The 13,328-nt window shown below is 40.7% G+C and carries 8 protein-coding genes and 2 pseudogenes; all 10 read right to left on the minus strand.

The window, feature by feature from the left end; genetic code table 11:
* Window positions 1-5 precede the first annotated feature (5 nt).
* A complete protein-coding gene (locus N8A86_RS06065) occupies window positions 6-2,420 on the minus strand; it encodes an ABC transporter permease (protein WP_273568237.1) in 2,415 nt (804 codons plus the stop codon).
* 56 nt (window positions 2,421-2,476) lie between these two features.
* On the minus strand, window positions 2,477-2,755 hold the full coding sequence (locus N8A86_RS21965; RefSeq protein ID WP_430682183.1) for an ABC transporter permease: 279 nt from the start codon (window positions 2,753-2,755) through the stop codon (window positions 2,477-2,479).
* A 919-nt stretch (window positions 2,756-3,674) separates the two neighbouring features.
* Window positions 3,675-3,998, minus strand: a pseudogene (locus N8A86_RS21970) (ABC transporter permease); the annotation flags it as partial.
* A gap of 32 nt (window positions 3,999-4,030) precedes the next feature.
* Window positions 4,031-4,894, minus strand: coding sequence for an ABC transporter permease (locus N8A86_RS06075; RefSeq protein ID WP_273568239.1), 864 nt, complete (start codon window positions 4,892-4,894; stop codon window positions 4,031-4,033).
* Between the two features lie 196 nt (window positions 4,895-5,090).
* On the minus strand, window positions 5,091-6,836 hold the full coding sequence (locus tag N8A86_RS06080) for an FtsX-like permease family protein (RefSeq protein ID WP_337251800.1): 1,746 nt from the start codon (window positions 6,834-6,836) through the stop codon (window positions 5,091-5,093).
* Window positions 6,837-7,067: pseudogene (locus N8A86_RS06085) on the minus strand (ABC transporter permease); the annotation flags it as partial.
* Between the two features lie 5 nt (window positions 7,068-7,072).
* Window positions 7,073-7,510 carry a hypothetical protein gene (locus N8A86_RS06090; protein ID WP_273568240.1) on the minus strand — a complete coding sequence of 146 codons (438 nt, stop codon included), beginning with the start codon at window positions 7,508-7,510 and terminating at the stop codon, window positions 7,073-7,075.
* A 29-nt stretch (window positions 7,511-7,539) separates the two neighbouring features.
* Window positions 7,540-9,837: an ABC transporter permease gene (locus N8A86_RS06095; protein ID WP_273568241.1), complete on the minus strand. Its 2,298-nt coding sequence runs from the start codon at window positions 9,835-9,837 to the stop codon at window positions 7,540-7,542.
* 65 nt (window positions 9,838-9,902) lie between these two features.
* Entirely contained in the window at window positions 9,903-10,622 is a 720-nt protein-coding gene (locus tag N8A86_RS06100; RefSeq protein WP_273568242.1) for a head GIN domain-containing protein, read from the minus strand.
* Between the two features lie 251 nt (window positions 10,623-10,873).
* Window positions 10,874-13,291, minus strand: a complete 2,418-nt coding sequence (locus N8A86_RS06105) for an ABC transporter permease (RefSeq protein WP_273568243.1) — start codon at window positions 13,289-13,291, stop codon at window positions 10,874-10,876.
* Window positions 13,292-13,328 lie beyond the last annotated feature (37 nt).

Below are 13,328 nucleotides of genomic sequence, written 5' to 3' on the forward strand. Positions count from 1 at the left end.
CACTATTACTCCGTCCGCAAACTCTTTACCGGGTTCTGCATGGCGGCTTTGACAGTTCTACTCCCAACGGTTAAAATTGCTATGGTCATTGCCAATAAACCAGCGGCAGCAAAGAACCATGGGCCTAGATCTATTCTATAGGCATAAATATCAAGGAATTGTCTCAAAAAATACCAAGCAATCGGTGTAGCGATCAGAAATGAGATCAAGACCAATTTCAGAAAATCTTTGGTCAACAATACGGTAATCGAAGAAACGCTCGCCCCCAAAACTTTCCGCACCCCGATTTCTTTAGTGCGTTGGGCCACGATCAATAGTGACATGGCAAACAACCCTATACAGCTCAGGGCTATCGCGATGATCGAACCGCTAGTTATCATGGTTGCCATGGTTTTTTCCTTTCGGAAGGTATTATCGATATTCTCGTCTAAAAATGATCCTAAAAATTCGGCATTAGGCTCTATTTTTTTCCAGGCATTTTCTACGGCATCAAAAGAACGCGCCATATTAACTGGTGCCACCTTCACGAATGCATAAGACAGGCCCATATCCCTATCCAAGAAAAAAGTTAGGGGTTCTATGGCTTTTGAAATATCCTGAAAATTATAATCTTTTACTACACCTATCACTGGATAGTGAAGGCTATCGTTCATTGGAAGGAAGGCTGTCAAGGGATCTGATTCGCCAAGTTCCTTGGCCATACTTTCATTGATGATTATGCTTTCGGTGTCACCCGCGTAATTCTTATTAAATGACCGGCCTTGCACAAGTTCAAGACCTAAAGTCTCCAGGTAATCGTAATCGACCACTAAGCCATGGGTACGGACACCCCTACCTTTGTAATCGAAACCCCAAATACTCGTGGACTGGCTTCCATCTTTTCCCCTTCCCAGATTATTGTCGGAAGCGGTTACACCCAATATATCAGGATTCCCTGTAAGTTCTTCTCGCAGCAACTGAACCGCTTGATAAGGGTTCTTTTTACCATCTATGGGAAAGGAAATTACTTGTTCTTTATCGAATCCCAAATCTTTATTCCGCATATAATCTACTTGTCCCCAAAGTACCAAGGTCCCACTAATGAGCAAAATAGCAATCCCGAATTGAAAGACCATCAAAACATTGCGAACACGATTGCTTCCTGAGCTTTCCAGCTTTCCTTTTAAAGATTGAATAGTCCCCAAACGGCTTAACAACAATGCAGGATAGCCTCCCACGACCAGCGTTATCAAAAATGCGGCAATTAAAAATACTATAACGGCGGTAGGTGAGGTCAACATATCCAAAGAAATATTGGTACGGAACATTGTTTTAAAATTATCGATCAATAAGGAACTAAGAAGAATTCCGATTCCGACCGACGCTAAAAACACAAAGAGGCTTTCACTCCAAAATTGAAAAAATAAATGCTTTTTCTGTGCACCTAAGGTCTTTCGCATACCTATTTCCCTAAGACGTTGCGCACTTTTCGCAATACTCATATTGATGAAGTTTACACAAGCAATGAACAAAATTAGAAAGGCGACCCCCAATATTAGATAGGGAACGATTCTAATCACCTCAGCGTAGCCATTTCTGAAACTTGCAAAATGAACGTCTTTGATGGGTAATAATTTTATTTGGAGATATCGACCATCAGCGTCCGCCCTAGCCCCGTCACGTTTTAGGTCTTCAATACCCTCTTTGTAGTGTAAGTCAACAAAAGAACGTGTATTTTGTTCAAACTGTTGGACAGAAACCCCGATTTGCAATTGCGCAAAAACCTGAAGATATGAAGAATTCCAAGCTTCTATATTTTCGGCATAGCCCGCATGGTTTTCAAAGCGAATCGCCATTTCGAAATCCAGGCTGTTTTGAGTATCATGATTTCCTACTACAGCGGCAACTGTAAGAGGTTCTTCTTTTCCGTCGATAAGAATATTGACGGTTTGACCTACGGCCTCGGCACTGCCGAAAAGTTTGTTCGCAGTTTCCTCAGTAACGACCACCGACAACTTCTCTTCCAACGGATTGTTCTTATTTCCTTTTAATACTGGAAAAGAGAACATATCAAAAAAATCACTGTCGACCCATACCGCATCAAGGTTTATTTCTTTCTCGCCATACGTCGTCAAAGCCTCTTGCTCAAGAAAACGGGTGATTTTTTCCACCCCGGGCACTTCGGTCTGTAGGGCAGCTGCAAATGGGGCCGGCTTGGTTGTTCCCGCTTCTGGTCCCTTTGCTGTTTGCTGGGTTGAATATACTTGGTAGATTCGGTCTCCATTTTCATGAAAATTGTCATACGACATTTCAAAAAAAGCGGACATCGATAATAATATAGCTACACCGAAGGCCACCGAAAGACCGATAACATTTAACAAGGTAAAGGTCTTGTCTTTCATTAAATTTCTCCACCCGATTTTTAGATAGTTTTTTAGCATGGTTTAAGCATTTTATTTTTCATTCCCCAAGCGGGAATCTGTTTGATTATTTCTCTTTAATTAAGCATACATTCTTCCCTAAGCGCAAAAATCGGATTTTCCCTTGCCGCTTTTATCGATTGAAAGCTACAAGTTAGCATCGCGATCAAGAACGTAACAATACCTCCCATTAAAAACATCCATACGGAAAGTTCAATTCGATACGTAAAACCTTGCAACCATTGATTCATAAAATAATACACTATCGGAGACGATATTAAAAATGCCAAAGCGACCAGCCCGATATATTCCTTCACGAAAAAGGAAAAATTCTCCAAAAGTGAAGCGCCCAACACTTTTCGTATTCCTATTTCCTTTCTTTTTTTGAGCGACTACAAAAGACATCAATCCAAAAAGACCCAAACATCCTATTATAATGGCTAGTACCGAAAAAATACCAAAACCAATGAAAATCATATTTTCAACGGTATACTCCCTTTCGATGGCATCGTCCAAAAATTGGAGTTTATAGATGCTATTGCCAAAGGTTTCTTTCCAGTTTTTTTCGATGTTGGCCAAGGAAGTATACTTGGCATCGGCCAATTTTATGAAAGCATTATTTTGAAAATAGGTCCAGTTTAAAATGATACATGGGGATATTTCATACTGTAACGAATTGTTATGAAAGTCTTTTACGACGCCTACAATGATAGCTTGGCCTTCGTTGATCTGAATTTTTTCACCAATAGCTTCCTCAGGCTTCCATCCGTAAGATTTCAAAAATGTCTCGTTGACGATGAATTCGTCAAATTCTTCTTTGTTGGTCAAAAAGTTACGGCCTGCCAATAATTCCAGATTATAAAAATCCAAGTAATTGACATCTCCGATTTTCATTTCCGTATCCAAGGATTCCTCTTCCAACTGTTCAGGCAATCGGTGAGTGGTTCCCAATTGAAGTCCGTTGACTGCCATTGGAGGGCCGGAGCCGAAGGATACTTTGGAAATTCCTCCATCGGTCAAAAGCTTGTTCCGGTACACTTCCAACTTTTCTTGGTCGGGCGCTTCCGTTATAACGACCGCTTCCCTTTCAAAGCCTAACGAACTATTTTTTATATGGTCCATCTGAAACGCTAGAATGATGGCAGCAATGACGAAGAGTTGCACCATCACAAATTGGAAGGTGACCAATGATTTCCGTGTACTGAATTTTGTACCTTTCTGCACCTCGACCTTATTCTTTAGGGCCTGAACAGGTTTAAAGGCCGAAAGCACCATTGCAGGATAGACGGTAGCCAATAGAATAGTTATGCAAGCGGCCACGAAAATGAAAAAGATGTGTACCCATTTAAATTCCAACTGAAGATCAAGAACGGTCAAATTATTGTTCAAAAGCTGAACAAAAGTTTTTACAACAAATACAGATAGTACGGATGATAGCAAAATTAGTAGTCCATTCTCATAAATGAACCGTAACATCAATTGAAAACGGTTGCTGCCCATTACCTTTCTGACACCTACTTCCTTTAATCTTGAACGTGATCGTGCCGTAACCAGATTGACGAAATTCACAACCGCAATCAGTAAGATGAATAGGCCCACGGCCGCAGCGAGAGACAAAATATTTTTTGGTATTATGTAACCCCCGGACTTGGTCCGTACAGGGTTTCATTATGGATTTCTTTCAAAGGCTGTAATTGGTAAGAAATACGCTTATCGTCTTGTGTGTTCAAGTATTTTTTCTTCCAGTTATCGATTTTCGCTTCAAGCTTCTTACCTGCTTGGGGGTGGTTTAAAACCACAAACGTAGTACCTTGATAATTGCCTGACCAATTGGATGAAAAATACGTGTTGTTCACTTTAAAAAATTCATAAGGCACCAACATCTTGTATTGATGATCCGAATTTCCGGGCGGGTTCTCCACGACTCCGGTAATCGTAAGGGGGTCTTTACTTTGCAATAAAACCGTTTTTCCCAAAATGCTTTGATATGCTCCTTTACTAATACCAAAATATTTTTGTGCCAATATTTCGGTCAATACAACCGAATTCATCTCGTTCAAGGCCGTATTTTTATCTCCTGCTAGCCATTTTACATCAAATGTTTTTGGATAGTACGGGTCAACGAACAGAACTTGGGGCTCTTCAAAAAGATTTTCGTTACCAACATCATCTTGAACCTTAAACACTCTGCTTACAGGACCTGATATTTGCGTTACCAAATCAATTTCAGGAAAATCATTACGCAATGCTTCCGCCAATGGGTAGGCCGTCGTGTTCCAATATAGCGTCTCATTGGGGAAGTTCGTATGCTGAACTACTCTAAACGTTTCGGCAGACTTGCCATGATACGCATCAAAAGAAGATTCATATTGTACAAAAATGAGAATTGCGACACAAACACTGATACCCAATGTTAGCCCAAATATGTTGATGAATGAACTTGTTTTGTTCTTCCAAAGATTTCGCCACCCGATTTTTAGATAGTTTTTTAGCATAGCTGGGTATTTTTATTTTCAGTCCTGTCCTTCGTCTCCGCTCAGGATAAACTTCGACGGGAATCTGTTTATAATTGTTCTTTTTTATTCTCTAGACGGACCTCCCTCAATCCCTCCCAAGGAGGGAGGCTGCCTTAGGTCCATATTCAACATCGTATCTTAATTCGTGATCTTTCTCGTCTTTTAAATTTTAAGATTACTCATCCCTTAAGGCATTTACAGGATTCTTATTCGCCGCTCGTATCGCCTGACTACCCACGGTCAACATCGCAACGACCAAGGCCACGAGTCCGGCACCTACAAAATACCACAGCTGTAACGGAATGCGATAGGCAAAGCCCGATAGCCAATTGTTGGCTAACAAATAGGCTATTGGCAGGGCAATCAAAATCGATATCAAAACCAATTTTGCAAATTCACTGGAGAGCATAACAGTTACCTGCGTAGCACTTTGACCCAATACCTTTCGTATGCTGATTTCCTTTTTTCGTCGTTGGGTGGTGAAAATCGCAAGTCCGAATAGGCCTAGACAGGAAATTATAATGGCAAGCCCGGCAAAATATTTTGATAGGATCGCCACCCGCCTTTCAGATTCATATAATGCTTGGTAACTTTCATCCAAAAAATGAAAATCGAAAGGCATCCCTTTTATGAAATAATTTCCATACGCCTCTTTTACGCGTTCTATTGTTGCCGTCTCGCTACCCGGCTCCATTCTGACCATAAAGTTGGAAGCCCAATTATTGTTATCTAACTGCATAAAAACGGGCATCACTTTGTTGTACATTTTGTCGATATTAAAATCTTTGACCACCCCGATGATTTCCTTATCCTCGCCCCATAGCGATATTACTTTTCCGATGGGATTCTTCATGTCCATCTGTTTGATCGCCGCTTCGTTGAAAATAATTTTTGCGCTATCGGCCTTAAATTCTCTGGAAAACAATCTTCCTTCCTTGAGTTGCATCTGTGTAGTTTCGATAAAATCGTAACCTCCGGATATTTGGGCAAACTGCGCATTTTGTTCCTGATTTTTTCCGGGCCAATTCACTCCTGTGGTGGTGCCGAAATCGGCCATCATGGTATGTTTGAAATTCGATGCATTGACAACGCCTGGTGTATTTTTTAAGATCTGCAAAAAGCTCTCTATCTGTTCATCGGTCATTCCGCCGTCATCATCCGATTTGTTCATATTTGACTCCAAGACTCCCGAAGAAAACCAAATAACATGTTCTTTATTGAAACCTAGATTTTTATGCTGAATATAGTCCATCTGTTTGTACACGATAAAGACCGATGCAATTAGAACTACCGAAGTAACGAATTGAAATACGACCAGACTTTTTCGAATAAAATGTCCTCCACTTTTTTTAGATAATCGCCCTTTTAAGCCATTGAGAACAGAGAGGCCCGAAAGGTATATTGCGGGATAAACACCAGCGAAAATCCCAGTAAACAATGTAATTAAAAGTAATCCTGAAAGTAGTTCAGGAGTAAAGTTTAAGGTCAGCTCCTTACCTGAAATCACATTGAATTGAGGCAATAATAGCGCAACGATCAATAGGGCCACGCCCATAGCGATACAAGCGGTCACGATAGATTCTAAAGTAAATTGTGACATGAGGCTTTTTCTTTGTGCCCCTACCGATTTCTTTACGCCGATTTCCTTGATTCTAGTGGATGCTTTCGCTGTTGCCATATTTACAAAATTGACACAGGCGATAATCAAAATCAACAACGCAATTATCGAAAATAACCTCAGGTATTGTATTCTTCCCCCGGAGACCACTCCATTTTCATAGTTTCCGTATAAATAACGTTCAGAATAGACTTGGGCTAACAGGGTTTCGGGAACATTTTTATCCTTGGTCTGTAAAAAAATCTTGATTTTAGTATTAAAGGATGTTAACGAAACTCCAGATTTTAAAACGGCATAGGTCATCAAATCGCTATTGTTCCATTCCGTCAAATCGTCATTTTCGGCCAAAAAGATTTCCATATTGAAAATAGCATCGAATTGTGCTGTGGAATTTTTCGGAAGCGTTTTGAAAACACCTGAAACAGTATACGTGCCTCCATATTCATCATGAATCCATTCCACCGTTTTACCCATAGCATCCGTAGTCTGAAATAGTTTTTTTGCCATTTCTTCGGAAATAACCACCCCATTGGTATTCGCTAAAACCTGATCAGGACTTCCATAGAGTAAGGGATACGAAAAAACGGAAAAAAGTTTTTACTGGCAAATTGATTGGTCGCACTGAAAAAGGTATCCCCGCCATCTGAAAGTAGAAATTTCTCTCCTTCGAACCAAGAATCGTCCACAACCGAGACAGTCTGTTCCACTTCGGGAAATTCATTGGCAAGGGCCTCTGCCAACGGGCCTTGGGTCACATCATCGGTTTCGATACCATTAGGAGTCGGTAAATTTTCTAAAATCTGTACCAATCGATCTCCTTTTTCATGGAAAGTGTTGACGCTCATCTCGTCCATCACCCAAATCGTTATGAACAAGGCACATGCCAGCCCTGTAGACATGCCGATAGTATTTATCAAAAAAGTGCTTTTATGCTTTTTGATGTTCCTGAAGAAAAGTAAGATGTTGTGTTTTAACATGATTTCTAGTTTTTCATTAATCACATATTTTATTCGTCCCTTAGAGCATTTACAGGGTTTCTATTCGCTGCCCTTATCGCCTGACTCCCCACGGTCAACATAGCAACCAAAAGTGCTATTAAACCAGTACCAGCGAAATACCAAAAGTTTAGGGATATCTTATACGCAAAACCAGAAAGCCAATTATTTGTAAGTAAATAAGCAATCGGTAGTCCGATGAAAATGGAAACCAGCACCAATTTTACGAACTCACTGGTAAGCATCATCATGACCTGTCTGGCATTTTGACCCAATACTTTTCGTATGCTTATTTCTTTTTTTCTCCGCTCCGCAGTAAAAATGGCCAGCCCGAAGAGGCCTAGACAAGAAATTATTATTGCCAGGCCCGCAAAATATTTTGACAAGGTTGCTACCCTATTTTCTGCAGCATACAATAGCTGAAAGTCTTCATCCAAAAATTTATATTCAAACGGAAAACCGGGATTATAACTTTCGTAGAATTTGCCAACCTCGCCCAAGGTTTCCTTCAGGTTTTCATTTTCAAGTTTGACCATTACGGTATGAAGCCGATCTGGTTGCAAGAACATAAATGTGGGTGCCAATGGGTCTCGAAGTGAATTCAGGTGAAAGTTTTTGACAACTCCGGCTATTTCGCGCTCTTCGCCCCACAATCGTACTATGGACCCAACTGGATTCTCTAGGCCCATTACCTCTATTGCAGCCTCGTTAAATATTATTTTTGTACTATCGGATCCAAACTCCCTTGAAAATGTTCTGCCCTCGGCCATTTCCATATTCAATACTTCCATCAAATCATAATCCGACACCAAATATCGCATGCCCAGTTCAACGCCCTCTTCCTTTCCGCTCCAATAGAGATCTGAGGTATTTCCGTTCCCACCAAAAATTCCTGACGAGGCCCGTGAAACTTCCTTTACCCCAGTAATATTTTTTACTTCGGAAATAAACGTTTTGGCATTGGTCTTTAATTTACCGTCCATGGTAAAATAGATGACATTTTCCCTGTCAAAACCCTGACTCTTATTTTGCATCAGGTCGACTTGTTGATAGACCACAAGTACCCCTACAATGAAAATTACCGATAGCGCAAATTGAAACACGACCAGCCCTTTTCTTATCATGAATTCGCCAAAGCCCGTCTTGAGCTTTCCAGATAGCGCATTGATAGTCTTGAATTTCGAAATATAAAATGCGGGATAAATACCTGCCACAAAACCTGTAATAATCACTATCAGTAGCGAAAACGATATGATTTCGGTATTCAAGTGAAACTCCATCTCTTTTCCGGTAATTTGATTGAAAGCCGGGAGCAGTAAAATGGTCAGTACTACGGCAACCAAAAATGAAAAGGCCACTAGTAGGGTAGATTCCCCCAAGAACTGCGTCACAAGTGATTTTCGTTTAATGCCGAGTGCTTTTCTTACCCCAACTTCTTTCATTCGCAACGAGGCGTGTGCCGTTGAAAGATTCATAAAATTGATGCAGGCAATTACCAATATAAAGAACCCGATGATCGCGAACAATTTCACATAATCGATTCGCCCGCCGACCTGTAAACCGTTTTCATAAGTGCCATACAAATACCTTTCGGAATAAGGTGTTGAAAACAGTGTTGTTGTTTCATCTCCTTCATGTATTTCCAGAACATTCTTGATTTTTTTGTTGAAGGCCGAGATATTCGTTCCATGCTTTAACAACAAAAAGGTGCTGGCAAAAGAGAAACTCCAATCTTCATAAAAGAACGGGTAATGTTCAAAAAGCAAATCAAAGGGCAGTACAAAGTCGAACTGCATGGTAGATTCTACAGGAATATTTTCAAAAACGCCCGATACCTGATATTTCTCGGTCGTATTTAACGTAATGGATTGACCCAAACCTTTTTCGGCCGAACCAAACAATTTTTTTGCCAATTTTTCGGAAATTAGTATCCCGGTCATACCGGAAAGCACATCGTCTTTGGCGCCATAAAGTATTGGAAAACTAAATACATCAAAGAACCCTGCGTCGGCATATAATCCACGACCATTGATGGCGTTGTTGCCATAGGTCAACGTACTTTTCTGTACGCCGTTCACAGTTCGAACCGCTTTATCGATTTCAGGGAAGTTCTCTTTTAGAACAGGAGCCAATAAAGTAGAATTATTGGAAAGAACATTAATCTGATCCCCTGAATCATGTTTTAACATGGTTTGAACAAGACGATCCCTGTTCTCATGGAATTTATCAACTTTCAATTCATCGCTTGTCCATAGATAAACCAATAGCACACAAGTAAGGCCGCTTATCAGGCCAATCGAGTTGATCAAAAAGGTGAGTTTTGATTTTTTAATCCTTCTAAAGAATAAAATGAGCCTTTGTTTTAACATGATTTCTAATCTTTAGATACTTCCCCAGATCCTGAGATCTTGTTGTTTATTTTATTAGGATTACCCCGATATCGAACATCACCAGAACCTGACACCCTAGTGGTAAGGGTTTCTTTGGGAGATACATTGACATCGGATGAACCCGAAGAACGCACCTCCACTTTATCTACATTCAGGTCAAAGGCATTTACATTAGAAGAACCCGAGGAGGTCACATCGATATGTTCGGCGGAACCGCTTAGTTTAACATCACTTGAACCGGAAGTGATAACCGTAATCGATTTTGCATTAAGGTTCAATTCAGCCTTTCGTGATCCTGAGGTTTGGACTTTAAAATTATTCGCCTCTAGCGTTTTCGTACTATTCAATTGGCCCGCACCGGAAAGTCGCACCGCATCAATTTTTTCAACGGGAATGGTTATGTAGACATCCTCACCACGCGATGGGCTCATGTTCATCTTGTCTCTCGATTTGATGGTCAATACACCGCCTTTTACTTCGGTCTCGATATACTCCAAAAGGTTCTCTTCTCCCTTGATAACAATATTGCCTTCGTTACCTTCCACCAGTTCGACTTCATAAAAGCCGCCTACACGTAACGCATCATAATCGCCTGTGGTTCTTTCAATGGTTACTACGTTGCCATTGCCCTTGATTTTGCGTTGGGCGTGTATAACCGTAATGCTAAATAATAGTACTAAACTAAGTGCTGTTGCTTTTTTCATTTCTCTCGGTTTTTAGTTGATGTTCTTTTCTAATTCTCTTCTCTTTTGGCTCCCCTATTCAGACGAAGAGGGGAAATTCAGCTTTGCTGAATGGGGAGTTTGACCCGCGAACTTGCTCATATACTATTTGGTTAAGGTACATTAACCCTATGGCTTGGGCTTTCAAACCCTCCGTCTTCCCGCTTTGCGGAATTCCACCTCCCTTCGCACTTCGGCTGCGCTCAGCACAGGTCTGAAGGGAGGAGCTTTTTTTACTCATCCCGTAAGGCCTCCACCGGGTTTGCAACGGCCGCCCTAAAACTTTGCCAGCTTACGGTCAACAAGGCGATTACCAGAGCCGAAATTCCCGCCAATGCGAATATCCACCAACTCATGGTGGTTTTATAGGCAAAACCTTCGAGCCATTTACTCATGGCGTACCATGAAATGGGTACGGCGATGATGAATGCCAGACCGACCCATTTGACAAAATCTTTGTTTAACAAGGTCAAAACTTGCCCAATCGTTGCACCGTTGACTTTTCGGATTCCGATTTCTTTTTTTCTTTGGAGGATGGTGTACGAGGTAAGGCCGAACAGACCCATCGAGGCAATTAATATTGCAAGGATTGTAAATACTTGAAAAGCTATTCCGAAAGCCTTATCCTCTTTATACTGTGCTTCGAACTTTTGGTCTAGAAAGGTATAATTGAACGTAAATTCAGGAAGTATTTCTTTCCATTTGCCTTCGATTTGAGCAATTGCCGCATTCAAGCCTTTGGTAGACAAAGCACTTTTGTCCAGTTTTACCAATAGATTTCTTCGAGAGTTTGCGTAACGCACAATAATAGGCTCTATAGCCGTCTTGAGGCCAAAATGATGATAATTTTTCAGTACTCCTGCAATGAGCCAATCCTCTCCAAAAAATTTTACGGTTTTCCCTACTACCCCCTCCATATTGACGATGCCCATGTGCTTCGCAAGCTGCTCATTAATTACGATACTGTTAGCTTGACCTTTCGTATTTTCTAGAAAAGGCCCTCCTGCAACGAATTCCATACCCATCACTTGAAAATATTCTGGGCCGGTAGCATAATTATACCATATTCTGGAATCGTCCCTCCTGCCATCGGGAAAAGTAATTCCAACATTAGAACCTAAGTTGTGGTAGGCATCGCCCGGATAGGTTTGTGCCAGTTCCGTACTGCTTATAAAAGGAAGATTCCGCAACTCGTTTTTTAGCGTTTTAAAATCTTTCCATATTAGAGAATCCGATGCATTTCCTGTTTCGTTTCCGCTTAATGCCAATACTTGATTTAGTTCTGCTCCGATAGGCTGCTCTTGCAAGAAATTAATTTGCTTGGTAACCACGATCGTACCTATCAATAAAATGATGGTTGCCAAAAATTGGCCTATGATGAGTGCCTTTCTAATATTCAGTCCGGAAGGCGAAGTGCTGATTTTACCTTTTAAGGCCTTCGCAGGGGTGTAATTGCTCAAAACGATAGCAGGGTAAATTCCAGATAGCAGCGTACCAAGCAGAATAAAGCTCAAGAGGAATAAAACGTTTCCGAAACTGGAAAAATCCAAGGCCAATTCTTTCCTCACATAATTATTGAAGATCGGCAGTAGTATTAACACTAGAAACATCGCTACTGTTATGGCTATCAAATTCAAGAGTAATGACTCTAAAAGGGACTGTACTATGATTTGTGGCCGCTGCGCCCCTGCGACCTTACGGATTCCTGTTTCCTTGGCACGCTCTAAAGACTTAGTGGTCGAAAGGTTTATATAGTTCAGCCAAGAAAGCACTATGATAATAAAGGCAATCGCCATTAGAAAACCAACCCTGCTTCCACTGCCATTGGCCTCTACTTCATAGGGTTTGTCGGAATACAGATGAATGTCTTCCAAAGGTTCTATGTTATGCCTTTCAAAAGGCAATGCTTCCACTTTGAAATCCATGATTTTTTTCTTCAGGATATCGGCATCAGCGTTTTCATCAATTTGAATATAGGTAAAGAAAGTGTTGCCATTCCAGTTAAACTCTTTCGGCTCTCCGTAGTCGTCCCAAGTGAGAAAAGTATTGAAGGAAATCAAAAAGTCATTTTTTATGTGGGTGTTCTTTGGGGTATCCCTTAATATCCCATTAACAGTAAACAAGGTATTTCCACCATAATTAACGGGCAAAGACTTCCCCATGGGGTCTTGGTCTCCAAAAATTTTTCTAGCCAATGATTCGGTCAATAAAATGGTAAACGGTTCTTTTAAAACAGTATTTATATCTCCTTTGACCAGTTGGTACTTTAAGACCTCAAAAACGGATGGGTCCGCCAAGGCACCTTTCTCACCTTCGATGAAGGCATTTTCAGGTTTAAAAATGATATCCGTAATATGATAAAATCTCGCATATTCCTTAATCTCCGGAAACGCTTCCTTAAGTGTCGGCCCACTTAAATTATAGGTTTGCGCATCTCCGGGAACGAACACGCCGTCCTCGGTATAATCCATGTAAACACGAAATACATTCTGCGACCCCTCAAACGTATCATAGCTCTTTTCATAATTCACGTAAAGCATTATTAATACAAATGATGCTATGCCAATGGAAAGTCCAGCGATATTGATAAAAGAGTATAGCTTGTTTTTTAGTAGATACCTTGTGGCGATTTTTAGGAATAGTTTGTACATGTATTCTCGTTTTAATTCAATACTTCATTTTTCATTC

Origin of the sequence: Maribacter halichondriae (assembly GCF_027474825.1) — a bacterium.
Taxonomy (GTDB): Bacteria; Bacteroidota; Bacteroidia; order Flavobacteriales; family Flavobacteriaceae; genus Meishania; species Meishania halichondriae.

Bases quoted from the DNA above. Each gene is read 5' to 3' on its own strand.
- N8A86_RS06105 (WP_273568243.1), bottom strand. From the start codon at position 13,291: ATGTACAAACTATTCCTAAAAATCGCCACAAGGTATCTACTAAAAAAC.
- N8A86_RS06080 (WP_337251800.1), bottom strand. From the start codon at position 6,836: ATGACCTATGCCGTTTTAAAATCTGGAGTTTCGTTAACATCCTTTAAT.
- N8A86_RS06075 (WP_273568239.1), bottom strand. From the start codon at position 4,894: ATGCTAAAAAACTATCTAAAAATCGGGTGGCGAAATCTTTGGAAGAAC.
- N8A86_RS06090 (WP_273568240.1), bottom strand. From the start codon at position 7,510: ATGTTAAAACACAACATCTTACTTTTCTTCAGGAACATCAAAAAGCAT.
- N8A86_RS06100 (WP_273568242.1), bottom strand. From the start codon at position 10,622: ATGAAAAAAGCAACAGCACTTAGTTTAGTACTATTATTTAGCATTACG.
- N8A86_RS06065 (WP_273568237.1), bottom strand. From the start codon at position 2,420: ATGCTAAAAAACTATCTAAAAATCGGGTGGAGAAATTTAATGAAAGAC.